This window comes from uncultured Bacillus sp., assembly GCF_958411575.1.
GTDB classification, from domain to species: Bacteria; Bacillota; Bacilli; order Bacillales; family Bacillaceae; genus Bacillus; species Bacillus spizizenii.
Genome location: NZ_CATYRA010000008.1, coordinates 103,994 through 129,735, shown reverse-complemented (window position 1 = coordinate 129,735; position 25,742 = coordinate 103,994). Strand labels below are relative to the sequence as shown.

The following is a 25,742-nucleotide window of genomic DNA, read 5'->3' as shown; positions in this document are numbered from 1 at the left end:
ATTTTCCATCCCAAATCGTTAGGTTGTTTACCATATTTATCATCAGAACGCATGTATACGGTCAATTCACCTGCATTATTCCTTGTGGAAAATACAAATGTTCTCTCCAGAAAGAAATTCCCCCTTGATTTACAGGACTGAAAGAGAGATAATAAAAACTAAATTTGTGTGAAAATTTTAAACATTAGGAGATGTAAACATGAAGGTCGTTAAATTCGGAGGCAGCTCACTCGCTTCAGGCGCCCAGCTTGAAAAGGTGTTTCACATCGTAACCTCAGACCCGGCACGGAAAGCGGTAGTCGTTTCAGCTCCGGGAAAACGCTATGCTGAGGATACGAAAGTGACTGATCTCTTAATCGCATGTGCAGAACAATATTTGGCATCAGGCAGCGCCCCTGAACTGACGGAAGCTGTTGTAGAACGGTATGCCCTCATCGCAAATGAGCTTCAGCTAGAGCAAAGCATTATCGAAAAAATCCGCGATGATCTGTTTACGCTTTTAGAAGGAGATAAAAGCAATCCCGAGCAGTATCTTGACGCAGTTAAAGCCAGCGGGGAGGATAACAACGCCAAGCTGATCGCCGCCTATTTCCGCCATAAAGGCGTCAAAGCGGAATATATCAACCCGAAGGATGCCGGCCTTTTTGTGACAAATGAACCCGGCAACGCGCAAGTACTTCCTGAATCCTATCAAAACCTCTATCGTCTTCGGGAACGTGACGGTCTCATCATTTTTCCCGGTTTTTTCGGATTCAGCGAGGCTGGCGATGTGATCACATTCTCACGGAGCGGTTCTGATATTACCGGCTCGATTCTTGCCAACGGGCTTCAAGCTGATTTGTACGAAAATTTTACGGACGTGGACGCAGTGTACGCTGTCAATCCTTCCTACGTTGAGAATCCAAAGGAAATCAGCGAGCTGACATACAGAGAAATGCGAGAGCTGTCCTACGCGGGCTTTTCAGTGTTTCATGATGAAGCGCTCATTCCGGCATTCAGAGCGGGGATTCCTGTGCAAATTAAAAATACGAACAACCCGTCTGCACAAGGCACCCGCGTCGTCAGCAAGCGGGATAACACAAACGGTCCTGTTGTCGGCATTGCCAGCGATACCGGCTTTTGCAGCATTTATATCAGCAAGTTTTTAATGAACAGAGAAATCGGATTTGGCCGCAGAGCCCTTCAAATTCTGGAGGAACACGGTTTAACGTATGAGCATGTTCCATCGGGCATTGATGACATGACCATCATCTTACGGGAGGGTCAAATGGATGCCGCCACTGAACGCAGCGTCATCAAACGGATTCAAGAGGATCTGCACGCCGACGAAGTGATTGTCGAGCATCACCTCGCACTGATTATGGTTGTAGGAGAAGCGATGCGCCACAATGTCGGCACAACGGCAAGAGCGGCCAAAGCTTTATCAGAGGCAAAGGTGAATATTGAAATGATCAACCAAGGATCTTCTGAAGTAAGCATGATGTTCGGCGTGAAAGAAGCCGAAGAAAGAAAAGCCGTTCAAGCGCTATACCAGGAATTTTTCGCGGGCGTGCTGATCTCTTAATATACATTTACATAAATAGCGGACGCTATTTTTTATACGATGTGAATCATAGTTGAATTGTTCATTTTTTCTCTTGTCCACTATTATCCCTGCCAAGCCGATCGTTTCAGCATACCTTATAGTATCCTTCATAGGGAGGTGAAGCCTTATGTCAGGATACTCTAACTGCGGCGGTTACGGCCATTCTTTCGCTTTAATCGTTGTATTGTTTATTCTTTTAATTATCGTAGGGACTGCGTTTGTTGGCGGCTTCTAAGCTGCTGACCGTCTCTGCGGGCGCCGAAAGATCTACATCTTGCGGCGCTGTTTTAAAAAAGAAACACCCCTTCTCTTGGTGAGAAGGGGTGTTGTTTCTTACGTCATTCCTCTTTCCGTCACATGAAAGTCGAGTGCTTCCGCGTTAGCAGAAACGCCAGCCGCTGTAAAAATCGCGGCTGCGGCCAAACAAATAACAAACAACTTAGATTTCAATTTCATACAAACCTTCACTCCTTTGTATTTGTTTTCTTGCCTCTTCAACTTGTAGAAAGTAGGAAGCAGACAGTTTAAACCATTTCTGTTCATAGTAATATTTTGCTACTTCTAGGGCTAAATCCTCTATATCAGCGTACATATTTTTATTTTTTAAGTATTGGAAACATCGTTCGATTCCTTCTTCATTGGGCTGATCCTGATATAGGGATTGCAAAAACTCGAATTTTACCGCGTAGTCTGCATCGTCTGTTTCTTTAGCATATTCATAGCCCCGCTTGTGATATGCCGAAGCTTTATCATGTTTTCCCCGTTTATAATAAATCAAGGTGATTAAAAAATAGGCTTGCGGCAGCGAATTAATGATTCTGCTGCTTTCAAACGTGGAGACCGCTTTTTCAAAGTAGTCAATAGCAGGGTCAAGAAGGTCTTGATTGTAATAGCATAACCCAAGATTGTAATATGCTCTTCCGACCAGCTGGGCTTTTTGTTCTGCTTCGGCCATATCGAGCGCCAGTTTGAAATGGCGTGCGGCTTGTTCGAAATTCCTTTCATCCATCAGGTTGACCCCGAACACGAAATGGCACTGAATGATTCTCACATTATAGGTTTCCTGCTCCACGTAAATTTCATAGGCGTTTTTTATATTGATCAGTGAAAAGTACGTTTGCTTCATATAATAATAAGCTTCAGCTATTTTAAAATAGAATTCAGCCCGTTCAATATGGTCTGCGACAAAGGAAAGCTTTTTCTCCGCCTGTTTATAATATGTAATGGCAGAAATAAATTCCCGCTTATCAAACTCATACATTCCGCGGAAAAAATTCACATAATAGTCAAGCAGCCCTTTGAGATCTGCCTGGTTGCTGTCAATGTTTCTTGATAATTCAGACAGGCTCGGCTGGTCTTCGATATTTAATTTCTCTAACGGCTCTAGATAATCAAGCATAAGCTGGTGGCGGAATTCCATTAGTGAATAATAAAGCAGCAAGTTGGAATCGTGCTGCATGTGGTTCAGTTCCTGCTGGATTTCAGCTTTTAACACTTCGGCATCCGGCACGCTGAATGTGCGGATATATTTGTACCACTCGTTAATTTTTTGACCGACCGCTGAAGAAGGAATTACCCCGCTCTTCATTCCTTCACCCTCTCCCATCAAAAACTGTTTATGTCATATTTTATCATGTTTACAGACCGTCCCAACCCGAAAAACACGCAATCTTTGTTTCGGGAGCACGCAATAAACCGAAGCGGTGTGCAAAAAAGGCGGCTGCACCTGAGATGCCGCCGCCCTGTATGTTATGGCTGTTTTGCCGTTAAAGGAAGGCGGATGATGAATGTTGTGCCTTTTCCTTTTTCACTCTTGATTTCTACTGTGCCCTGATGCATCTCAACGAGCTGCTTAACGATGGAGAGACCGAGTCCGTATTCCCCGTATGCGGTGTTCGTTCTTGAAATATCAGCTTTGTAGAATCGCTCCCAAATATGCTCAATATCCTCTTTTGAAATGCCGATTCCCGTATCTTCAATCTCGATAATCGTCTCTTTATATCCTTCTAATCCACGCAGCCAAATGTTACCATTTCGCGTAAATTGGATGCTATTTTTCGTAATGTTGACGAGAATTTGAATGAACCGGTCATAGTCGGCATGAACGATGATGTGATCCTCTACCTGAATCGTCAGCTTGTTTTGCTTTTCTTTCGCCTGCTGTTCCAAGTGCTCTTTCACGATTTCGAATACCTCGATCAGCGGAACATCAAGCTTGTTCAAGGTAATTTGCTGGGATCTGATTTTTTCATAATCCAGATTTTCTTTTACGAGCCGCAGCATGCGCTTCGTTTCCTCACTGATAAGCGAGAAGCATTTATCCTTCTTATCCTCAGGAATTGTATGGCTATTCAACCCTTCAACCAAACCGTTGATCGTCGTCAGCGGTGTTTTTAATTCGTGTGATACGTCTGCGATAAACTGCCTTCTTCGCTTCTCAAGGCGATCGATTTCATCCCTTGATTGCTTTAATTTTTTCGCCATGATATTAAAGTCAGACGCCAGCACACCAATTTCGTCCCCGTAGCTGTTTTCTAAGTGGATGTCATAATCGCCGGAAGCCACTTTATCCGTCGCTTCTCTCAGCTTTTGGATCCGTTTGACATGGAATTTGGACAGAAGCCAGCTGACGAGAATGGTAATGACGAGCGTGCTGATCACAGCGTAAAACATATAGAGGTTGACTTGATTGACCATCTGTTCAACACCGCTGATCGGAGAAATCAGCAGAACGGCGCCTTTAAATTCGTTCTGAACAAATATAGGCTGCGCCACAAGGGACACTTCATCATCAAAACGGCCATCTGCCCTGATCATGACAGTCTGCCCTTTTTTCAGCTTATTCCATTCCGATTTCTTCAGCTTTTCCCTTGGTTGATGGTGAAAGCCTTCAGGAAGAAAATAAGGCTGCTGCTCTTCATTAAAGATAATAAACTGTGTCTTTCTTGTGCTTAAAATATCCTGATATGGATACAGTCTGCGCATGTCAACCTGGCCGGCTTGGAATTCGTTTGCAATCTGCACCGCATATGACGTCAATTCCTCTACTTTGTTTTGATAGGCAAACTCTTTCACAAAGTGGGAAAACAGAGAAATGATAATGACAAACGCTAAAATCAAAATGCTGATATGGCTCAGGAGCAGCTGATATAAATATTTAATCTTCATCAAATTTATATCCTACTCCCCACACAGTGTATAGGAAAGGTTTGTCTTCGCTGGCAAGCTTTTTCCGCAGCCGTTTAATATGAACATCCACCGTTCGCTCATCTCCGTAGAACTGATAGCCCCATACCTGCTCAAGCAGCTGTTCTCTGGAGAACACCTGCCGCGGATTTTGGACAAGGTAATAAAGCAGATCGAATTCCTTCGGCGTGAGGTTTTCTACAGGCTCTCCGTTTAAAAATACTTCTCTCGTCTTCTTATTAATTGTAAAGCATTCCGATTCGATCATATCTTCATCAATGACCGCCTTGCCTGTCGCCTGGTATCTTCTGATGACAGCTTTGATGCGGGCAACCAATGTCAGCGGACTGAACGGCTTTGTGACATAATCGTCCGCTCCCATCTCAAAACCGATGACCTGATCTGATTCAGTGTCTTTGGCAGTCAGCATGATAATCGGCACCGTGCTTGTCTCTCTTATTTTTCTGCAGATGGTCACGCCGTCCATGGATGGTAACATAATATCCAAAATGATCAGATCCCAATTTTCCTCCGTAAAACGCTGATATCCCTCTAATCCGTCATGAACGAATTCCGCTTCAAAACCTTCCTTAAAAAAGAACATCTCCGTCATCGTACATACACTAACATTATCTTCTATCATTAATATTTTCATTATATCCTCCGGTTGGTTTGATGCTTTTTTATATAATAGCACCATTTTATACAGAAGGTTTTGTGTTTCACAATTGTTAGTTTTTATTTCATCAACTAGAAATAGATTGTTCATAGTTTTTTCATACCTTTGGACTACTATTAATTTATCAACAAGCGGGCCCGCCCTACAGGCGGTCTTATCAATAAAAATACCTATACGGAGGAACATAAATGAACTTTATCAAACGGGCCTTTTGGAATATGAAGGCTAAAAAGGGAAAAACGTTATTGCAATTATTTGTGTTTACAGTTATATGCGTCTTTGTTCTGTCGGGACTCACCATCCAGTCGGCAGCACAAAAATCAAGCGAACTGGCCAGACAGGAACTCGGCGGAAGCGTAACCCTTCAAGTTGACCGCCAAAAGCAAATGGAAAAACAGCAAGACAGCGGAGAAAAACGCAGCTTCGAATCAACACCGATTAAAGTGTCTGATGCAAACAAGCTTGCAGCACTTGATCATGTGAAGAGCTACAACTACATTACTTCAGCTTCAGCTAACGCAGGAAACTTTGATGCCATTGAAAGCTCAAGCTCTAGTTCAAGTGATTCCAGCTCAAGCTCAAATACTAAAAACGGACAAGGCGGACCGCAAAGGATTCAGGCCGATCTTTCTATTGAAGGTGTCACCAGCACAGCGTTAGTTGATGAATTCTCTGACGGGGATTCAAAAATCACTGACGGACGCGCGATTACAAAATCAGATGTCGGCAAAAACGTAACAGTGATTAATGAAACATTAGCGGTAGAAAATGATGTAAGCGTCGGCGATTCGATCACGATTGAATCAGCAACGGATGAAGATACAACGGTGAAGCTGAAGGTTGTTGGTATCTATAAAACAACGTCTTCAGGCGATGACCAAGCCCAAAATTTCTCTTTCTTAAATCCTTACAACAAGCTTTACACGCCTTATACAGCAACAGCAGCGCTGAAAGGTGACGACTATAAAAATACAATTGACTCGGCTGTTTACTATATGGATGATGCAAAAAATATGGACGCTTTCGTAAAAGCAGCGAAGAAAACATCAATTGACTTCAATACGTACACACTGAATACAAACGATCAGCTTTACCAGCAAATGGTCGGCCCGATTGAAAATGTAGCTTCTTTCTCTAAAAACGTCGTGTATCTTGTATCAGTGGCAGGCGCTGTCATTCTTGGCCTGATTGTCATGATGTCAATCAGAGAGCGCAAATATGAGATGGGCGTGTTAATGGCCATCGGTGAAAAACGCTGGAAATTGATCGGACAGTTCTTAACTGAGATCCTGATCGTGGCCGTTATCGCAATTGGCCTTGCATCGGTAACAGGAAATCTAGTCGCGAACCAGCTCGGAAATCAGCTGTTGTCCCAGCAGATCAGTTCGTCATCTGATTCAACGCAAACCGCAAGCGGGCAAAACGGACAAATGCCTAGCGGCGGTGGCGGCATGGGCGGCGGAATGTTCGGCCACAACTCAGCAAACGTGGATGTCATTGATTCACTGAACGTCGCGGTTTCTATGAACGACATGCTTGTTCTTGGCGGAATCGGCATCATCATCGCAATCATCGCAACATTGCTGCCGTCTATCTCAGTACTGCGGCTCCATCCGAAAACGATATTGACAAAACAGGAATAGAAAGAGGCGAAACCTATGAGCTTATTAGAATTTCAACAAGTCGGCTACTGGTATAAAGACAAAAGCCAGCCATTGTTTCAGGATATCAACATCAGCTTTCAAAAAGGAAAATTCTATACAATCGTCGGCACATCAGGGACAGGGAAAACCACTTTCCTGTCTCTGGCAGGCGGACTTGACGCACCAAAAGAAGGAACGATCCTTTACGATGGAAAAGCGGTTTCCAAAATCGGCTTAACAAATTTCAGAAATCAATATGTATCCATTGTCTTTCAGGCGTACAACCTGCTTCCATATATGACGGCTCTGCAGAACGTCACAACCGCCATGGAAATCACAGGTTCTAAAGAAACGAACAAAGAAGCGTATGCGCTGGAAATGCTGCAGAAGGTTGGCATCAGTGAAAAACAAGCCCGGCAAAAAGTCCTGACACTAAGCGGCGGACAGCAGCAGCGGGTATCGATTACAAGAGCTTTCTGCTGTGAAACGGATCTCATCGTAGCCGATGAACCGACCGGAAACCTTGATGAGGATACATCAAAAGAAATCGTGCGGCTTTTTCAAGATCTGGCGCACAAGGAAAATAAATGCGTCATCATGGTAACGCACGATGAGCAAATTGCAAAAGTATCGGACATCAACATCAGACTCTCAAGAGGAAGCTTTACTGTGAAGGAAAACGTCGCAGTCGTATAACAAAAACGCGCCTCTGCCAGTGCAGACAGGGGCGCAACCTAAATCCCCCTTTTATATAGAAGTGAACATAAAAAGAGCGGCGGCTGCATCCCCCCGCTCTTTTTATTGTTTCTTTTTTTCCGATCTCTTTGATTTCTCTCTTCGCTTCTTTTTCCAAACGGCTATTATAAACAAGAAAAGCGGAAACAAAAGCTGAAAGGGCAAATGAATATACAGCGGCACCACCTTTAGGCCTTCGTTCAGATGCTCCGAAAAATTAGTCGCGATCGTAATGGAAAGAATTAAGATGCCCAATCCCATTGGATAAGCCAATTGAGAAGGGTTCTTTTCCTTAAAGAGCGTGGACGTGCCCACCACCACTGCGTATAAGTAGAGGCTGACCTTGAAGAAACCGCCGATGATCAGCGCCAGCATAAAAAAGACATCGAGACGGTCTAGAAATTCTTCAACCTTAATCGTCTGAATCGTACTTAAAAGCGGAAACTGGGATCTGAGTGTAAGATCAACATCAAGCACGCTGATATTAATCGCCACGCTCAGCGCCACAACCAATCCGCTGATGGCTATGGCGGCCATTCCCACTTTCTTTACATCTTTTCGGTCATTAAGATGAGGGAATATCATCACAAATAAAACAACTTCACCAAACGGAACGTACATGGTCTGTGTGAAAACAGAGTGAATGACAGGAACAATGCCGTCTTCTAAAACCGGTTTTAAATTCTGCGTATCTATGGAACCCGAGACAATAATCAGCACAAGGCCGAGGGCGCCCAGTATATACATGGCTCCGAAAAGAAGTTCAGCCGCGCGTGCGAGCACTTCAATTCCTTTTCTGACGGCATATATGCAAACAATCATTAATAAAGCATTCACAATCAGAATCGGCGTATCATGATAAGCAAACGTCAACAGCATTTCCCCAAAATCCCGCAGCACCCGGGCGGCAATATAGGCAAAGTACAGGATATACAAAAATGAAAACAGCCAGCTTAGCTTGGTTCCCAGCATATCATCCATATATTCTTTCGGTGAAGATTCGGGGTAACATTGATAAATGCCTTGATACAAATAGTAAAGAAACAAACCGGCAGCACAGCCTAATAGAACTGCTATCCAAGCATCCCTGCCCGCCATTGAACCCGGTGTTATCAATAAGGAGCTGCCCAACTCAAAAATGATAACCATGACAAACAGCTGCCGTATGCTGATTTTGGCTTTTTCCACCTGGCATGTCCCCTTTCTCCAGACCTATTCATCTTCAAGCTGGTGTTGGATTGGATTGTTTCGCAAGCCCGTTCTTCTGATATACGTCTCTGCCTTCACATCGACTGGCAGTTCGGGCAAATACTCTTTATCCCAAGTGTCTTTCATTTTTTCCCACTGCTTCGGATACTTTCTGTATATCGTGTCACCAAAACCGATAAAGTCAATTTTATTCTTCTTGACCATTTTCACAGTGTTGGTGATTTCCTTTTCTAACTCTTTGTTGAGAGCTTTTTCAATGGCAGACAGCTCCTTTGGATCAGACAATTTGAAAGGGTATTTGACAGCATCTATAATTCCTTCAACCGCCACACGCACGTGGATGTGCGGACGTCCGTTCCGCATCTCAGGTACAAGCTTTGTGGTTTGATGAGTGACCTGTAAGCTGACCGCGTCCTTTGTCTTGTCCCAATCAGCATTAATAAACGTATGCTGAACCTTGTTCATAAGCCAGACAGCTCCAACGCTTTCCTTATCCGTGATCCAATACTTTAAATGACCTGACTTATTAAACACCGCCAAACCGTCTGCCTGAAGAATGGCTTTCGGATCGGTCGCCTGCGTGTTTTCCATGCTGATTCCTTTTTTATCGTCACCAATCATCATATATCCCGGGATAACCGGTGCTCTTGTGTCGATGGCAAGTGTTTTCAGGACGTCCTGAATATTGGTTTTGACCACCCGTCCATATTGCGCCTCCGTGAAGTCGAGTGTTTTATTGACTTTATTTGACGGGATTTTATCAATCGGCGTCAGGATTTTCACGATGTTTTCCGCTTTCGTTTTATGAGCGATGACAACTGTGGCCGTTGTCCTGAATTCTGTGTCGCGATCAAGATTATCTAACACAAAATCCAAGCCTTCCTCTCTCGCCAGCTTTTCACTGATCGCAACGAGATTGGTATGGGCAAAGTAAAGCCGCCGGGATACCTTCATGGAGGCTTTTCTGAGCGCTTCCGTCATGTTGTCGCCTTCAATTGAATAAACGGATACAGGCGGCCTATCTCCAGCACCGCCTCCCTGAAGCCCGCCAGCAACATTTCCGGGATTGATAATTTGAAGATGCAGCACGTAGTTGCCTTCGTTCGTCCGATCAATGCCAATCGCCGAGATAATCGCAAGATCCGTCAGTTCTCGCTTATCCCAGCAGCCGGGCAGCACAATCACGCTCAAAAGCATGAGGACGGTTAATACACGTTTACGTACCATTCTGATCCCCTTCTTCCAAATCTTTGTTCACCATTCCGCGTGAACCATCAGGCTCTGGGCGCTGATCATCCCCCTGCCGCACCTTATCTTTCTTGCTGATCGATTCCGGCCTTTTTTCATCAGCCCACCATGGAACCCTGAACAGTGTGTCCTTTACCCCTTGAGATGAAAAAGGAGCGAGCGGCGACATATAAGGAACACCGAAAGAGCGCAGGCTGCATAAATGGACAAACATCATAATGATGCCTAAAATCAGCCCGTAAAACCCCATAATAGAGGACGCAATAATAAAGATAAATCGAATGAGACGGGCTGAAATCGCCATGGCGAAAGCGGGTGTCGCGAAGCTGGCAATCGCGGTAATCGCAACGATAATGACCATGGCCGGAGAGACGATACCAGCCTGTACGGCAGCCTGTCCGATAACAAGCGCACCGACGATTGATACCGCTGAGCCGACGACACGCGGCAGCCTGACGCCGGCTTCTCTGAGAATCTCAAAAGCAACCTCCATCGTAAGTGCTTCGACGACAGCTGGAAACGGGACAATTTCCCGCTGGGCTGCAATGACGACTAACAGCTGCGTCGGGATCATTTCCTGGTGAAATGTCGTGGCTGCCACGTAAACAGCCGGAGCCACGAGTGAAATAAAAAAGACTAAAACCCGCAAAACCCGTATGCTTGTCGCAATGTCAAAACGCGAATAGTAATCTTCAACAGACTGAAAGAATTGAACAAATAAGGCCGGAGCAATCAGAACAAACGGCGTTCCGTCCACAACGATCGCAAATCTTCCTTCTAACAGATTTCCCGCTACAACATCAGGACGTTCTGTATGATACATGGTCGGAAACGTCGTAAAGGTTTCATCTTCAATCAGCTGCTCGATATATCCGGATTCTAAAATACTGTCTATATCTATTTTTTTCAGGCGCTGCTTCACTTCCTTCAGCACCTTTTCATCACAAATGCCATGAATGTACATAAGCGCGACATCCGTGTGGGTTACAGACCCGATTTTCATTTTCTCTACCCATACATTCGGATTTTTGATGTATCGGCGGATCATAGAAATATTGGTTTCAAGAGACTCTGTAAATCCTTGGCGCGGGCCACGAAAGGACACCTGGGTGCTCGGCTCTTCAATGGAACGCTGCTCTCCCCCTTGAGTGCTGCATATAAGCGCTTCATCATAGCCATCAGCAAAAACCAGCGCATTGCCGAGCATTAATTCAGAAAAAAGCTTGTCCCAGCTCTTTTCCGCTTTCACTCCGCCTAACGGGAGCGTTTTTTCAAGAATCTGCTGGATCGCATGAGAGTTTTGGATAGACTCATTCTGTACCAAAGGCTCGATTAACCATTCATGGATCGTGTTATTATCGACCAGCCCTGCAATATAAATAATAGCTAGATGGATACGATCCTGCTCCCCGATTTTAATCTCGCGAATGATGACGTCCGAGCTGCTTCCGACCTCCTTCTTCGTTTCCGCTATATTTTTTGTCAAACTTGCGGAAACGAGAACCGGTCTTTCTTTTTCTTGCAACTGATCCTGATTCTTTTCTTCTGTATTCTGTTTATCTTTCGAATCGGTCTTTTTCTTTTGCTTAGAAAATAAAGGCATACACAAAATACCTTTCCTTGTTATTTTCTCATATTCTTCCTTTTGGAGTTCATATTATGCATACAGATGGCTGCGGTATAACTTCTCCGATAAAGATAGACACTAAAAGCGGAGGGTGATGAAGCATGAAGATATTAGGCGTGACAGGGATCTTACTGATTTGTTTATTAACCATTTCTGTTTTTATGGACATGCTACAAGGTTTCAGTTTGACAAAAGCCATTTATAACAATATGTCCAGCTTTAAGATGACGACGTTTGCAGAATGGGTCGTGCTTTTATTTTTTGTTTTCATACTAGTGAGAGAAATGTACGTGATCTATAAATCGAAAAAAAAGAACCCCTGAAGCGGGGCGCTTTTTTCAAGCGATAATATTGCCGTCTATTGTATCGCTGCTATGTCTGTTGATGGTTCCTTTGAAGATGCGATTGCCGATGATTTTGGAATTGGTTGAGGTGTTTGTTTGAATAGCTGTCGCCGTGCCTGCGGAGAGGTTATCGATGGTGTTTCCAGAGATGATAGAGCCTGCAGAACCGTTGATATAAATGACAATCGGATTTCCGGCTGTCCTGTTGACTGAAATGGTGTTATCAAAAATTTCATGCACACCGGCGTTGATATAGATGGTAACTAAAAGTGGAGATCTCTCGAAGTGGTTGCCGATAATTGAGGTTTTCGCACTTGTGGAACAGTAAATCGGGTAATTTTTAAACTCTTTATATGTGTTGTTTTTGATGATAGCGCTAGCATTGTTTGTAACAGAAACAGCATATGATTCCGGGGCTGCTTCAAACGCGTCAGGATTCAGTGTATTTCCTTCAATCACCGCGTTTCCTTGAGCGATCCAGATCCCCCGGCTGAATTTTCTCAGCACATTATCTTTAATGATCATATCGCCTCCGGAAATGTTCACGCCGTCAATGACTTGAATGAGGCAGTTATTCAGAAATGCGGTATCATCTGACAGCACTGCGCGAAGGCCGGTACTGCGCATTGTTTTAGACAGTCCGTTTTGAATTTGGTTGCCGTCTACCTTTACGTCGGAAGACTGGTAAACCAATATCCCTGTGTTTTCAAAGTTGCTGATTTTATTGTTGGTGACAAGAACGCTCTTTCCCCTGACATCAATCCCGGTTGAAAACCCGGTAATGAGATTGCCTGCGATGACCGCATCACTGCTCTCTTTTCCTTGTGACACACCGAGTCCGGTAATTCCAACTCGAGGCGCAGCAGCTGCGTCTTCCGCCCGTCTAAGAATATTTCCCTTGATCACTGTTTGCGTTCCATACCCGTAGCTGATCGTATTGTCTGAATGGTTTCCTTCTATTGAAATGCCGTACCCATTAAAATTGGTCACAGAACTTGAAACGTTTCCGATAAAATGGTTATTGCGAATGGATACATTGATTGGTTCTTCATAATCAATATCACCTTCGCCATATCCTTCTATGTCTATTCCGAATTTCGGAGCTGTTCCATTCCCCGTTCCGGCATCTGCAATCACGCATTCCTCCACCGTGACCATATCACATCCGGTAATGGAAATATTATTTCTTCTGGACCGCCGAACCTCACAGCGGCGGATGGTAATTTGCTCTGACGTTCGATAATCATTATTTGTCTTTAACCCCCTCGGACTGACAATGATCCCGTCCCCGGTAAAATCAGAAATTTTGACATCATCAATGACAACATTCGAGCATCCTTCAATGCAAATGCCAAAGCCCCATTCATGGGTTGACCTTATCCCTGCGGACGCATACGTATGCTCGTCGCGCTCGCCGATAATTTGTCCCCCGGAAATGGTTATATTCTCTTGCTTGCCTACATAAAATGCGGAATAACCCCACGAACTGTTCGGGATCACTTTGATGATACACTCGGGGTCCATTACAATCTCAAGGTTGCCTGGAACAATGATCCCCGCGTTTCGAAACTTCTGATTGGGATCCCCTCCAAGCGTTCCGTCTATTACATATGTTCCCTTTGGAAACCAGACAGTATGATATCCTTTCGAAACAGCCGTACTGAGGCATTGATTAATCAGTTCTGTTGAATCCGTTTTACCATCTCCTAAGATACCGAAATCCGCCGCATTTAATATGAATTCAGCCAATTGCGAGCCTCCTTCTCTATGATTACTATCATAATACTCACAAAGGCCCGATCCGCTTGCACATTTCTCTAAAATTTTATTAAAAAAATATAAAGGAATAGTTTTGTAAGAAAACCTTACAAAAAAGGACTTAATAATTAGGATAAAAACACTATTTTTATATACTTATAATTTTTCCATTATGGAATTATTTGAAATGAGTATAAATTATATTGACACAAGTATTATATAAGAATATGATTTTTATAATACACTTTTTTAAGAAAGGGTTTGGCTGACATGGCTTCGATTGATAACGAAAGTATCATTAAAAGCGTCCCGCAAAAAGGGTTCTTTGGTCACCCGCGAGGACTATTTACACTATTTTTCACCGAATTTTGGGAGCGTTTCTCTTACTATGGAATGAGAGCAATCTTACTTTACTATTTGTATACAGAGACGGTAAATGGAGGGCTTGGCTTTGACAAGGGCACAGCAGTTGCCATTATGTCGATTTACGGATCTCTCGTATACATGTCCAGTATTATTGGCGGATGGCTCGCAGACCGGGTATTCGGTACCGCAAACACCGTGTTTTACGGCGGCATATTCATTATGTTCGGCCACGTTGCACTCGCCTATCCGGGCAGCGCGACAGCATTCTATATCAGCATGGCGCTTATCATTATTGGAACAGGTTTATTAAAACCAAACGTTTCAAGCGTAGTTGGGGATCTTTATACGAAAGAAGACCCGCGCCGTGACTCAGGTTTCAGTATTTTCTATATGGGAATCAACCTCGGTGGTTTACTTGCGCCGTTAATTGTCGGAACACTCGGACAGAAGTACAACTATCATCTCGGCTTCGGGGCTGCCGCAGTCGGAATGCTTCTCGGACTTATCGTATTTGCTTTGACAAGAAAGAAAAACCTCGGGATTGCAGGTTCAAATGTACCGAACCCGCTGTCTAAAAAATCAGCGATCGGCACCGGTATCGGGGTGATCATTGTAGCGATTGCGGCAATCATTGCTGTACAAACAGGCGTGCTGACGATCAATCGGTTCATCAATCTTGTAAGTATTCTCGGTATTTTGATTCCTATTGTTTATTTCATTATCATGTTTACAAGCAAAAAAGCGGACAAAACAGAAAAATCTCGTCTTGCCGCTTACGTTCCTTTGTTTATCGCTGCTGTCATGTTCTGGGCGATTCAGGAACAGGGAGCAACCATTCTTGCGCTATACGCCGATGAACGCACAAGGCTTTCATTGGGCGGATTAGAACTTCAGTCATCTTGGTTCCAATCATTAAATCCATTGTTTATCGTCATTTTTGCACCCATTTTTGCGTGGCTATGGATGAAGCTTGGCAAACGCCAGCCGTCCACACCAGTTAAATTCTCAATCGGAATTATTCTAGCCGGATTGTCATTTATCATTATGGTATTCCCTGCAATGCAAGGAAAAGAAGCACTCGTAAGCCCGCTTTGGCTCGTTCTCAGCTTCCTGCTCGTCGTGCTTGGAGAGCTGTGCCTGTCTCCAGTCGGTTTATCCGTAACAACGAAACTGGCGCCGGCTGCATTCTCTGCACAGACAATGAGTATGTGGTTTCTGACTAACGCAGCAGCCCAAGCGATCAATGCCCAAGTTGCCGGATTGTTTGATAAAATTCCTGAAACCATCTACTTCGGCACCATCGGTTTGATATCTATCGTACTCGGCGGCATTCTGCTGCTGATCTCGCCGATTATCAAACGCGCGATGAAAGGGGTCTTATAATAAAAAAAACAGCCTGCCGATTTTGGCGGGCTGTTTTTTATTTGTCCATCCATTTGCTGAAGCTTTGATCAAAGGCTTGCGGTTCTTCCAGCATTGGCTGATGGCCGCTCTTCTCAAAAATAACCTTCTCCACATGGGGATATAAACCGTCAACAGCATCCCACAGTGTAACAGGCGCAACTAGATAATCATATCTACCTAAGCCGATGTAAACCGGCACTTGAACATCAGCTAACCTCTGAATAAGATCAAGCTGGGCAAATGTATGACCCCATAATTCATCAATAATCGGCATATTCGTGAAAACACCGTCCCATAAAGCAGCAGCATGCGGCCGCTCTTGATAAAAGCTCTTCGCTTCAGCGTGAATACACATGTGCACAAAGCGTCTCTCGGGATCTTTTTTAATGTCCAGCGGCAAATTCGCAATATCTTTTTCAAAGCGTTTTTTTCTCTCAAGACTGGCTGTCTCCATGAAAAACGATTCACTTTTTCGCTGTCTTGCTTCACTGTTATCAGGTGCAGTGTTGAAAAGCGCAACCTTCCGGACATGTTCAGGATATGTTCTGGCATATTCTAAAGCCATAAATGCGTGTCCAGAATGACCCAAGATGACCATATCCTCAAGCTGAAGAGACGTTCTCAGCCTTTCAATATCGGCCAAAACGGCTTCAAGCCTCAGATCTTCTGCCCGCAGTTCCCGCTTTGGCTTGACAAATCCTCTGTGATCAGCAAATATCCATTGATATTTCTGTTTGATGTCTGAGGAAAAAAGACGCGGGTAGTAAACCGCACTTCCGATCACAAGGATGGGTGCGCCCTCTCCCTCGATTCGATAAGATAAATCAAAACCGTCTGAGTGACAGATTCCCATACGTTCCATTTCTCACGCCCCCTTTGTTTTCATTATATAAAATAAAAGCCTGACGCATGGCGTCAGGCTTTCGATATTACCGTTTTAATTCCTCAAGCGTCTTTTCCCATCTGTTCAACACCTCTTCAGGGCTGTGAAGCTGGATACGGACACCAGAAGTCAAATCAGCATATTTCGCCACGTCCTCCTTCACCGAAACGATACGGCAGGCAAAACGTTCTCTGTCATATTCGGCTTCTTTCAGAGGCGGCAAAGGCTCGCATTGCAGCTTCACATAATGAGCGGCTCCCTTCCACCATGCCGTGAACTGCGCTTTTCCTGTGCGAAGGATGTTGGCTGCAGTCGCTGTGTTTTTCCACAGAGCGATTCGGATATCCGTTCGGCTCAGAGCGATGATTTCTCCCACGCTGATCATAGCGGCGTGCGGCCAGCCGTCCTCCGATACCGTTTGCAGAACGAAAGCCTCCTGCCGCTTCTCCTTCAGGCGATTCCCGTCAAGCAGCTCAAAGAGGCGGTCTGACATACAGCTCACGCTGATCAAGCCTTTCGTTCCGGCACAGCCGGAACTTCAATTGCGGTTTCTGTTTCCTTCGGATCAATTTTAAACGCCGGATTGTATTTCGCCGGATTTGTAATGCTTTCCGGCTCACAGGATCTCCATGTAAAAAAACATGTTTGACACTGATAAACTTCCCAAGCGCCTTCTACAGGCGATTTACTCATGAGTTCTCCCTTTTTTGAATCGCATCGAGGACATGTATGCATTTCGATCTTCCTTTCCTTATTTATTCATCAAGTCCATTAATTTTTGTTCCCATTCTTTCGTTGTTAATGGTGAATCAAGCGGCTGTGAATAATGGCCTCTTGTTTCCGGCGCAACCGGTGTAGTGGCGTCAAGAATCATTTTGTGAGTGATTCCTGATGGATTAGATCCCGGGTCAAGCGGCAGGACAGATAAGTCTGGAATGATGACCGCATCGTGCTTCGGATGCATTTTGGTCGAAAGCGCCCACATGACCTGCGGCAGGTTGAATGGATCGACATCCTCATCAACGACAATGACCATTTTGCAGTAGCCGAGTCCGTGCGGTGTTGTGAGCGCGCGCATGCCGACTGCTTTCGCAAATCCGCCATAGCGTGTTTTTGTGGAAACAATCGCGATTAAACCGTGTGTGTACATGGCGTTCACAGCCACAATTTCATTCGGATACGCTTCTTTTAACTGCTGATAAAGCGGCACACATGTGTTAATGCCAATCATGTAATCGCATTCTGTCCAAGGCATGCCTAAGTATAAATGTTCAAAAATCGGATTGTTTCTATGATACACGCGTTTAATTTTGATAATCGGCATGCTGCGTCCGCCGGAATAATGGCCTGTGAACTCACCGAACGGGCCTTCATATTCACGCTCTCCGGCAATGATTTCACCTTCAAGCACTACTTCAGCGCCCCATGGAACATCAAGATCAGACAGCTTAGATTTTACGATGCGATATGGTTCACCTTGAATTGCGCCTGCCATTTCGTATTCTGATTGATCATAAAGAAGCGGAGTTGATGCCGCCGTGGTTATGACCGGCTCACAGCCGAGCGCAATGGTGACCGGAAGATTGATGCCGCGTTCTTCAGCTTGACGCAGATGGATCGCAATATCGTGCTGCGGCACAGGCTGAATGCCAAGGCGATCTTTTCCTTTGACTTGCATTCTGTAAATGCCGACGTTTTGCTTGCCGAAATTCTCAGGGTCTTCAAGATCGCGGGAAATGACACATGCTTTGTCTAAATAGTAACCGCCGTCTCCTTGGTTAATTCGGAAAAGAGGCAGTATATCGAACAAATTGATATCTTCCGTGATTTCATTTTCATGAAACGGCGCTGATTCCTCACGTTTGACCGGCATCGGAAACTGGTCATAACGCTTCGCGAATTCAAAAAACTGTTCTTTTACCGGCGTGTCTTTCGGCATGCCCAGCATCATTGCATGGTTCGGCCAGGAGCCGATCACATTCATCGCAATTTGCGCGTTGTGATAGCCATAAATGTTATTAAATAAGAGCGCGGGGCTCTTATCTCCAAGATTGCTGGCTGCGCGTGCTGCGGCTCCTAAATCCGGCTCGGGCTTTACCTCTTCATTCACTGTTAGCAGCTGTCCTTCTTTTTCAAGGGCAGCGAGAAATTCTCTGAAATCTTGATAAGCCATGATCAAGCTCCTCCTTTTTGTTTTTCAATCCCATTCCAGCGTTTCGCTTCAGGTAGGCGAATGCCGAATTGGTCCAACGTTCTGAATACAATATGGTCGACCATTTCCTCTAAGCTGCTCGGCTGATTATAAAATGCCGGCATAGGAGGTAGAATGATGGTACCCATTTTCGTAAGCGCTAGCATATTTTCGAGATGAATCTGGTTCAAAGGCGTCTCTCTCGTTAAGAGGACGAGTTTTTTTCTCTCCTTGAGCATGACATCCGCCGCACGTGTCAGCAGATTATCCGCCATCCCGGTGCGAATGCTTGCGAGAGATTTCATGCTGCATGGCGCAACAATCATTCCATCGGTATCAAACGACCCGCTTGAAATGGCTGCCGCCTGGTCCTTATGCGAATAAGTGTATGTGGCCAGTTGTTCAACTTCCTTTAAGGTATAGCCTGTTTCGTGTTTGATCGTGACGTTCGCCCAAGGAGACACAACGAGATGGGTTTCTACCTCGGCGGCCTTCAGCCACTCCAGCATTCTGACCCCAAAAATGGCCCCTGTTGCCCCTGTCATTCCGACAACGAGTTTCACTTTGTCCCCTCCTTTACGCTTGAATTCTGCTTTCATTTCCATCATACTCCTGATATATCCATATGAAAAATATCTGTTAAATCTATATTTAATACCTAAAAGGTATAGTGAGGAGGCGCTTTCTTTTGGACATTCGCCAGCTTCGATATTTCATTACCATTGCCCAAGAACAGAAAATCACGTCCGCCGCCAAAAAACTCCACATGGCGCAGCCGCCTTTAAGCAGGCAGCTGAAACAGCTGGAGGACGAGCTAGGTGTTATTCTGTTTGACCGGAATAAGAAAAAACAAATGACGCTTACATATGAAGGAACTGTTTTTCTGAAAAGAGCCAAGGAGATTCTGCATAGATTTGAAGATGCAGTCATTGAGGTCCAAGAGCTGAAGGAGAAGGTAGCCGGCACGCTGGCCGTGGGTTCAACGATTTATTGCGCGGCTCTGATGCTTGAAAAAGTAACACAGATCAAAGAGAGATACCCGCACCTCACCTTTAACATTTGGGAGAATGAGCCTGCGACACTGTTAGAGCTGCTTGAAAGCCGACAAATCGATGCTGCGGTCACGACGACGCTGATCAAAAGCGATTCAGTTCAATTCAAACAGCTTGATGACATTCCATGTGTGCTCGTGCTTTCAGAAGAAGCCGGATATCCGTGCGGTGACACCATTAAAATGGAGGACATTCCTTCCTTTCCGCTGATTCTGCTGCGGCCTGTCAACGGAAAAGGCGTCTATAATCAGGTCATGAATGAATTTCATCGTTTGAATCTGGAACCGCGCATTGTTTGCGAATGCCATGATTCCGCAACTTTGCTCAGTCTCGTCTCATCCGGATTCGGCGCGTCCATTCTGCCCGTCACGATGATTCCCGTTCATATGAGAAACCATGTTCACACCGTCCATATCGAAAACAATCCTTTCATTATGACACCGGCAGTCATCTGGAGAACAGACAGTTATTTGCCAAAACCGGTACAGCAATTTTTGGATTTGTTTTAAAGGATTTTGCCTTATGAAAACCAAATACTTGACTCATACTAAAAAAAAGTTATCCTTTAGATTTGTAAGCTAATTTTTTATTTCAATAAAATCAACCAGAAAAGTGGGGAATAAGATGAAAAAAGCATTATTGGCTTTATTCATGGTCGTAAGCATTGCCGTTCTTGCAGCTTGCGGAGCAGGAAATGACAATCAGTCAAAAGATAACGCCAAAGACGGCGATCTTTGGGCTTCTATTAAGAAAAAAGGTGTGCTGACAGTCGGTACGGAAGGAACATATGAACCGTTCACTTACCACGACAAAGACACTGACAAGCTGACTGGCTATGATGTGGAAGTCATCACAGAAGTCGCAAAACGCCTAGGACTGAAAGTCGACTTTAATGAAACACAATGGGACAGCATGTTTGCCGGCCTGAATTCCAAACGGTTTGACGTCATTGCCAACCAAGTCGGAAAAACAGATCGTGAAGACCAATATGATTTCTCAGATAAATACACAACATCAAGAGCCGTTGTCGTGACGAAAAAAGACAACAACGATATTAAGTCAGAAGCAGATGTAAAAGGAAAAACGTCAGCTCAATCACTGACAAGCAACTACAATAAATTAGCTACAGATGCGGGCGCGAAAGTTGAAGGTGTTGAAGGCTTGGCACAATCCCTTCAATTAATCCAGCAAGGCCGCGTCGATATGACATACAACGATAAGCTTGCCGTATTGAACTACTTAAAAACATCAGGCAACAAAAACGTAAAAATCGCGTTTGAAACAGGCGATCCGCAGTCAACGTATTTCACGTTCCGCAAAGGAAGCGGCGAGGTTGTTGATCAAGTCAACAAAGCTTTAAAAGAAATGAAAGAGGACGGGACTCTTTCTAAAATTTCTAAAAAATGGTTCGGCGAAGATGTATCTAAATAATCTGCCGGCATTGACGCTTGGCACGGCGATCCCGTGGGACCTGGTGCAGCAGTCATTCTGGCCGATACTTTCAGGGGGAATCTACTATACGATTCCCCTTACCATTCTTTCCTTTATATTCGGAATGATACTGGCGCTGATTACGGCGCTTGCCAGAATGTCGAAAGTGAGACCTTTGAGATGGGTGTTCAGCGTATACGTATCCGCGATACGTGGCACTCCTCTTCTCGTTCAATTGTTCATCATTTTCTATCTGTTCCCGGCCTTTAACATCACATTAGATCCATTTCCAAGCGCAGTTATCGCCTTTTCATTAAACGTCGGCGCCTATGCATCTGAAATCATCCGGGCATCTATTTTATCCGTGCCGAAAGGGCAATGGGAAGCCGGCTACACAATTGGCATGACACATCAGAAAACGCTGTTCCGCGTCATTTTGCCGCAGGCGTTTCGTGTGTCGATCCCGCCATTATCCAATACCTTTATCAGCCTGATTAAAGATACATCCCTCGCTTCTCAGATTTTGGTCGCTGAGCTGTTCAGAAAAGCTCAGGAAATCGGCGCGCGGAATCTTGATCAGATTTTAGTGATCTATATTGAAGCAGCCTTTATTTATTGGATGATCTGCTTCCTGCTTTCACTCGTCCAGCATGTCATCGAACGGCGTCTTGACCGCTACGTGGCCAAATAAGGAGGTTCCGAGTATGCTTACCGTTAAAGGATTAAACAAATCATTCGGTGAAAATGAAATTTTAAAAAAGATAGATATGAAGATTGAAAAAGGAAAAGTCATCGCCATACTTGGGCCTTCAGGTTCAGGGAAAACGACGCTGCTCCGCTGCCTGAATGCGCTGGAGATCCCCAATCGCGGGGAGCTTTCATTTGATGATTTCTCCATCGATTTCTCCAAAAAAGTGAAACAGGCAGATATCCTGAAGCTGCGCCGGAAATCCGGAATGGTATTTCAGGCGTATCACCTGTTCCCGCACCGCACAGCTCTTGAAAATGTGATGGAGGGCCCTGTTCAGGTGCAAAAACGGAACAAAGAGGAAGTCAGAAAAGAAGCGATTCAGCTTCTTGAAAAAGTCGGATTGAAGGACAAAATGGATTTATATCCGTTCCAGCTCTCCGGCGGACAGCAGCAGCGCGTCGGCATCGCCCGTGCATTAGCGATTCAGCCTGAGCTCATGCTGTTTGACGAACCGACCTCAGCGCTTGACCCCGAGCTTGTCGGAGAGGTGCTGAAGGTTATCAAGGATTTGGCCAACGAAGGCTGGACCATGGTCGTCGTGACCCACGAAATCAAATTCGCCCAGGATGTGGCGGACGAAGTCGTCTTCATCGATGGCGGCGTCATCGTGGAACAGGGACCGCCGGAGCAAATTTTCTCCGCACCAAAAGAAGAACGGACGCAGCGGTTCTTGAACCGGATTTTGAACCCGCTGTAATAAGAAAAACAGGGCTGCCTCAGCCCTGTTTTTTATGTTGAGCCCCATTCGCCTATTCCGCCCTTTTGGTAGATGTGCTACAATGACACTCGACTGATTTTTACGAAAGAAGGGACCTCACGTGAAGCAAGAACTTGTTCTGCGCTGGACATTTTATTTTGCCGGTTTGATCATTTTGGCTTTTGGTGTATCCCTGACGATAGAAGGAAAAGCACTCGGCATTAGTCCGTGGGATGCATTTCATTACAGCCTGTTTCAGCACTTCGGGCTTACCGTCGGCCAGTGGTCCATCATTATTGGAGCGCTCATCGTCGGATTAACGTCATTGTTTACGAGGGCTTGGCCAAAAATTGGGGCGATCCTGAACATGGTGCTCATTGGTGTTTTTATAGATTTTTTCAATTTTCTTCTGCCAGCCCCCTCCACCTACACAGGCTCCGTCATCGTCTTCTCTCTCGGCGTGCTGTTGATCGGCTACGGCGTCGGTGTTTATGTATCAGCAGGCCTTGGCGCGGGGCCGCGTGATTCACTGATGATGCTGATTACAGAAAAAACCGGCTGGAATGTGCAATGGGTGCGGAACGGCATGGAAATAACAATTTTGTTTGCGGCATGGGGCATGGGCGGACCGATCGGTTTAGGTACAATTTTGACCGCCATCCTCACCGGTATCATTTTGCGCTTTTCATTGCCGCAGTCAATCCAGCTGCTGAATTATGCTGTGGCAAGGCGGACAGCCGCTGTGAAAGCAACTCCGCCTATACACTAAAACAAAGCCGCTACGGCTTTGTTTTTTTATTTTCTCCTCTATATGAGTCTTGTTGAAGTATGATAGGATGGTTTTGACAATCTTTTGCAGACGGAGGATCTAGAATGAAGATTTACGGAATTTATATGGACCGCCCGCTTTCCCAGGAAGAGAATGAACGGTTCATGTCTTTCATATCGCCTGAAAAACAGGAGAAATGCCGGAGATTTTATCATAAAGAAGATGCTCACCGCACCCTGCTAGGAGATGTGCTCGTTCGCTCGGTTATTAGCAGGCAGTATCAGCTGGACAAAGCTGACATCCGCTTCAGCGCGCAGGAATACGGGAAGCCTTGCATCCCTGATCTTCCTGACGCCCATTTCAACATTTCTCACTCCGGCCGCTGGGTCATTTGTGCGTTTGATTCACACCCGATCGGCATCGATATTGAAAAAATGAAACCGATCAGCCTTGAGATCGCCAAACGTTTCTTTTCAAAAACAGAGTACAGCGACCTTTTAGCAAAAAACAAGGACGAGCAGACAGACTATTTTTATCATCTATGGTCAATGAAAGAAAGCTTTATCAAACAGGAAGGCAAAGGCTTATCACTTCCGCTAGATTCCTTTTCAGTGCGCCTGCATCAGGACGGACAAGTATCCATTGAGCTTCCGGACAGCCATACACCATGCTATATCAAAACCTATGAGGTGGATCCCGGCTACAAAATGGCCGTATGCGCCGCGCACCCTGATTTCCCCGAGGATATCACAATGCTCTCGTACGAAGCGCTTTTATAAGTGGCTCATCAGCAGCTTGACGCCATGCTCAATATCTTCCGTTTTCACATTGGAAATATTGATTTTTAATAGATTTTCTTTCGGATAATCTGATAAATAATGACGGTCTATCGCCTCAAGGAGAACCCCTTGTTTTTTCATCCTTTGAATCACCCTTGAGGCTGGCAGATCCCGAGGAAGCACCAGATGGGTGTGCATGCAGGGTGCCTGCCCGCTGGAGAACGTAAAGCGGCCGCTTCCCAGCTGCCTATGTGTTTGAATGGCTTGATGAAGCCTCAGTGACCGTTCCTTATAGGAAGCGCGGATCTTCTCCTTATGCCTGCCATACATGCCGCTTTTCAGATAAATCTCCAACGCCGCTTGAGAAATCATCGAGCAGTCGATGTCGTTCAGCTTTTTGTAGGTGTGAAACGTGTCAGCCAGCGCATCCGGCAAAACAGCGGCCCCCACGCGAAGGCCGGGAAACATCATTTTCGAGAAGCTTTTCAAATAAATGACATGCGAGGACAGATCATATGCGTACAGCGGATCTGCCTTTTTATTTTCCTCCAAATCACCGAGATAATCATCCTCAACGAGATAGACATCATACATTTCTGCCAGTCTCACAAGCTCTTGTTTATCATGTTCTGATAAAGAGCAGCCCAGCGGGTTATGGAAGCGCGGCATCGTATAAAAAAACTTGATCGATTCTGTCTGAAACAGCCGCTCGACCTCGGCTATATCAAGCCCCGCTTCTGTTCTATTCACGCCGATGGCAGGAATTCCAAGCGTCTCAAGCTGTTCAATCATCAAATGATAGCCCGGCTGTTCAATAGCGATCTTCTCTTTCCCATTTGGAAACGGCATTGCACAAAGCAGGGACAACGCCTGCTGAACACCTGAAGTGATGAAAATATGCCGTTCATCCGCAAATACCTGCTGATTGGCCAGCAGTTTTCGGAGTACGCGAATGAGTGATGGAAGCCCCTTTGGCGTTCCATAAATAAACAAATCATTTTTGTATGTATCAATCGCTTTGTTGATGCAGTGTTGAAAATCAAGATACGGAAACACATCGGGGTCCGGTGCAGATGTGGCAAAGTCGATGGTGCCCGGCTGCCCGCTTTTTGATTTTCCCGTCTTTTTCACAATATAATAGCCGCTTTTCGGAACAGAGTAGATGAGGTGGCGCTTTTCCAGCTCCTGCAGCGCTCGGATCACTGTGCTTTTGCTGACTTGGTAGCGGGCGGACAGCTGACGGATGGACGGGAGCCTGTCTCCTTCTTGATAGGCGCTGCTTTGCATCATCTCCTCTATCCTCGTTAAAAGACTCATATATTTCTCCATGCTTTCCCCCCTGTTTTGTACCGGTACAGTTCATTGTTTTTCTCATTGTACCGTTATGGTCACAGCCATACAATAA

General features: G+C 45.1%; 26 protein-coding genes. 12 read left to right on the top strand and 14 right to left on the bottom strand.

Going from position 1 to position 25,742, the window contains the following annotated elements; all coding sequences use genetic code 11:
• Window positions 1–199: 199 nt before the first annotated feature.
• Together Q5C82_RS14400 and Q5C82_RS14395 are read left to right on the top strand one after the other, a co-directional pair.
• Window positions 200–1,564, top strand: a complete 1,365-nt coding sequence (locus tag Q5C82_RS14400) for an aspartate kinase (protein ID WP_003224998.1) — start codon at window positions 200–202, stop codon at window positions 1,562–1,564.
• 148 nt (window positions 1,565–1,712) lie between these two features.
• Window positions 1,713–1,820 (top strand): YjcZ family sporulation protein, encoded by a 108-nt coding sequence (locus tag Q5C82_RS14395; RefSeq protein WP_003224996.1) that lies wholly within the window; start codon window positions 1,713–1,715, stop codon window positions 1,818–1,820.
• Between the two features lie 98 nt (window positions 1,821–1,918).
• Here Q5C82_RS14395 and phrC read toward each other — a convergent pair whose 3' ends face one another.
• The 4 genes from phrC to yclJ form a co-directional block, all read right to left on the bottom strand.
• Window positions 1,919–2,041, bottom strand: a complete 123-nt coding sequence (gene phrC / locus Q5C82_RS14390) for a phosphatase RapC inhibitor PhrC (protein ID WP_003224994.1) — start codon at window positions 2,039–2,041, stop codon at window positions 1,919–1,921.
• On the bottom strand, window positions 2,025–3,173 hold the full coding sequence (rapC, locus tag Q5C82_RS14385; RefSeq protein WP_003224987.1) for a response regulator aspartate phosphatase RapC: 1,149 nt from the start codon (window positions 3,171–3,173) through the stop codon (window positions 2,025–2,027). Before rapC ends, phrC begins: the two co-directional genes overlap by 17 nt.
• 161 nt (window positions 3,174–3,334) lie before the next feature.
• Window positions 3,335–4,756: a two-component system sensor histidine kinase YclK gene (gene yclK, locus Q5C82_RS14380; protein ID WP_079996289.1), complete on the bottom strand. Its 1,422-nt coding sequence runs from the start codon at window positions 4,754–4,756 to the stop codon at window positions 3,335–3,337.
• Entirely contained in the window at window positions 4,743–5,426 is a 684-nt protein-coding gene (yclJ, locus tag Q5C82_RS14375; protein WP_003224983.1) for a two-component system response regulator YclJ, read from the bottom strand. The genes yclK and yclJ overlap by 14 nt, the downstream gene beginning before the upstream one ends.
• Window positions 5,427–5,638: 212 nt before the next feature.
• On the opposite strand from yclJ, the gene Q5C82_RS14370 reads away from it, so the two are divergent.
• Window positions 5,639–7,093: an ABC transporter permease gene (locus tag Q5C82_RS14370; RefSeq protein WP_003224981.1), complete on the top strand. Its 1,455-nt coding sequence runs from the start codon at window positions 5,639–5,641 to the stop codon at window positions 7,091–7,093.
• A gap of 15 nt (window positions 7,094–7,108) precedes the next feature.
• Window positions 7,109–7,789, top strand: a complete 681-nt coding sequence (locus Q5C82_RS14365; protein WP_003224979.1) for an ABC transporter ATP-binding protein — start codon at window positions 7,109–7,111, stop codon at window positions 7,787–7,789.
• Window positions 7,790–7,891: 102 nt separating this feature from the next.
• Here Q5C82_RS14365 and Q5C82_RS14360 read toward each other — a convergent pair whose 3' ends face one another.
• The 3 genes from Q5C82_RS14360 to gerKA are packed head-to-tail and all read right to left on the bottom strand — an operon-like array spanning window position 7,892 to window position 11,888.
• Complete coding sequence (locus Q5C82_RS14360; RefSeq protein WP_003224977.1) at window positions 7,892–9,016, bottom strand: spore germination protein; 1,125 nt, start codon at window positions 9,014–9,016, stop codon at window positions 7,892–7,894.
• A gap of 24 nt (window positions 9,017–9,040) precedes the next feature.
• On the bottom strand, window positions 9,041–10,264 hold the full coding sequence (locus Q5C82_RS14355; RefSeq protein WP_003224975.1) for a Ger(x)C family spore germination protein: 1,224 nt from the start codon (window positions 10,262–10,264) through the stop codon (window positions 9,041–9,043).
• The gene (gerKA, locus tag Q5C82_RS14350) at window positions 10,254–11,888 is read right to left on the bottom strand and encodes a spore germination protein GerKA (protein ID WP_003224973.1); all 1,635 of its coding nucleotides are present in this window, start codon (window positions 11,886–11,888) and stop codon (window positions 10,254–10,256) included. Before gerKA ends, Q5C82_RS14355 begins: the two co-directional genes overlap by 11 nt.
• A 125-nt stretch (window positions 11,889–12,013) precedes the next feature.
• Between gerKA and Q5C82_RS14345 the strand changes: the two genes are divergently transcribed.
• The gene (locus tag Q5C82_RS14345; RefSeq protein WP_003224971.1) at window positions 12,014–12,235 is read left to right on the top strand and encodes a hypothetical protein; all 222 of its coding nucleotides are present in this window, start codon (window positions 12,014–12,016) and stop codon (window positions 12,233–12,235) included.
• A 15-nt stretch (window positions 12,236–12,250) separates the two neighbouring features.
• Here Q5C82_RS14345 and Q5C82_RS14340 read toward each other — a convergent pair whose 3' ends face one another.
• Window positions 12,251–14,005: a right-handed parallel beta-helix repeat-containing protein gene (locus tag Q5C82_RS14340; RefSeq protein WP_003224968.1), complete on the bottom strand. Its 1,755-nt coding sequence runs from the start codon at window positions 14,003–14,005 to the stop codon at window positions 12,251–12,253.
• Between the two features lie 279 nt (window positions 14,006–14,284).
• On the opposite strand from Q5C82_RS14340, the gene Q5C82_RS14335 reads away from it, so the two are divergent.
• Window positions 14,285–15,763, top strand: coding sequence for a peptide MFS transporter (locus Q5C82_RS14335; RefSeq protein WP_003224966.1), 1,479 nt, complete (start codon window positions 14,285–14,287; stop codon window positions 15,761–15,763).
• Between the two features lie 37 nt (window positions 15,764–15,800).
• Here Q5C82_RS14335 and Q5C82_RS14330 read toward each other — a convergent pair whose 3' ends face one another.
• The 5 genes from Q5C82_RS14330 to Q5C82_RS14310 all read right to left on the bottom strand — a co-directional run bounded on the left by Q5C82_RS14330 (window position 15,801) and on the right by Q5C82_RS14310 (window position 19,457).
• Entirely contained in the window at window positions 15,801–16,646 is an 846-nt protein-coding gene (locus Q5C82_RS14330) for an alpha/beta fold hydrolase (RefSeq protein ID WP_003224964.1), read from the bottom strand.
• A 67-nt stretch (window positions 16,647–16,713) separates the two neighbouring features.
• Entirely contained in the window at window positions 16,714–17,178 is a 465-nt protein-coding gene (locus Q5C82_RS14325) for a pyridoxamine 5'-phosphate oxidase family protein (RefSeq protein WP_003224963.1), read from the bottom strand.
• Window positions 17,175–17,402, bottom strand: coding sequence for a phenolic acid decarboxylase subunit BsdD (gene bsdD / locus Q5C82_RS14320; RefSeq protein ID WP_003224961.1), 228 nt, complete (start codon window positions 17,400–17,402; stop codon window positions 17,175–17,177). Before bsdD ends, Q5C82_RS14325 begins: the two co-directional genes overlap by 4 nt.
• A gap of 16 nt (window positions 17,403–17,418) precedes the next feature.
• On the bottom strand, window positions 17,419–18,840 hold the full coding sequence (gene bsdC / locus Q5C82_RS14315; RefSeq protein ID WP_003224959.1) for a phenolic acid decarboxylase BsdC: 1,422 nt from the start codon (window positions 18,838–18,840) through the stop codon (window positions 17,419–17,421).
• Between the two features lie 2 nt (window positions 18,841–18,842).
• Window positions 18,843–19,457 carry a non-oxidative hydroxyarylic acid decarboxylases subunit B gene (locus tag Q5C82_RS14310; protein WP_003224958.1) on the bottom strand — a complete coding sequence of 205 codons (615 nt, stop codon included), beginning with the start codon at window positions 19,455–19,457 and terminating at the stop codon, window positions 18,843–18,845.
• An 89-nt stretch (window positions 19,458–19,546) separates the two neighbouring features.
• Here Q5C82_RS14310 and bsdA point away from each other — a divergent pair, with 89 nt between their 5' ends.
• From bsdA to Q5C82_RS14280, 6 genes are all read left to right on the top strand, one after another.
• On the top strand, window positions 19,547–20,419 hold the full coding sequence (gene bsdA, locus Q5C82_RS14305) for a transcriptional regulator BsdA (RefSeq protein WP_003224956.1): 873 nt from the start codon (window positions 19,547–19,549) through the stop codon (window positions 20,417–20,419).
• 115 nt (window positions 20,420–20,534) lie between these two features.
• Window positions 20,535–21,341 (top strand): cystine ABC transporter substrate-binding lipoprotein TcyA, encoded by an 807-nt coding sequence (tcyA, locus tag Q5C82_RS14300; RefSeq protein ID WP_003224954.1) that lies wholly within the window; start codon window positions 20,535–20,537, stop codon window positions 21,339–21,341.
• A complete protein-coding gene (gene tcyB / locus Q5C82_RS14295) occupies window positions 21,328–22,032 on the top strand; it encodes a cystine ABC transporter permease TcyB (protein ID WP_003224952.1) in 705 nt (234 codons plus the stop codon). Before tcyA ends, tcyB begins: the two co-directional genes overlap by 14 nt.
• 13 nt (window positions 22,033–22,045) lie before the next feature.
• Window positions 22,046–22,789: a cystine ABC transporter ATP-binding protein TcyC gene (tcyC, locus tag Q5C82_RS14290; RefSeq protein ID WP_003224951.1), complete on the top strand. Its 744-nt coding sequence runs from the start codon at window positions 22,046–22,048 to the stop codon at window positions 22,787–22,789.
• A 121-nt stretch (window positions 22,790–22,910) separates the two neighbouring features.
• Window positions 22,911–23,558, top strand: coding sequence for a YitT family protein (locus Q5C82_RS14285; protein ID WP_003224949.1), 648 nt, complete (start codon window positions 22,911–22,913; stop codon window positions 23,556–23,558).
• Window positions 23,559–23,662: 104 nt separating this feature from the next.
• Window positions 23,663–24,337: a 4'-phosphopantetheinyl transferase gene (locus Q5C82_RS14280; protein WP_003224948.1), complete on the top strand. Its 675-nt coding sequence runs from the start codon at window positions 23,663–23,665 to the stop codon at window positions 24,335–24,337.
• Here the strand turns inward: Q5C82_RS14280 and Q5C82_RS14275 are convergent.
• The gene (locus Q5C82_RS14275; protein WP_003224946.1) at window positions 24,332–25,666 is read right to left on the bottom strand and encodes a PLP-dependent aminotransferase family protein; all 1,335 of its coding nucleotides are present in this window, start codon (window positions 25,664–25,666) and stop codon (window positions 24,332–24,334) included. The two genes, Q5C82_RS14280 and Q5C82_RS14275, sit on opposite strands and share 6 nt — an antisense overlap.
• Window positions 25,667–25,742: the final 76 nt, after the last annotated feature.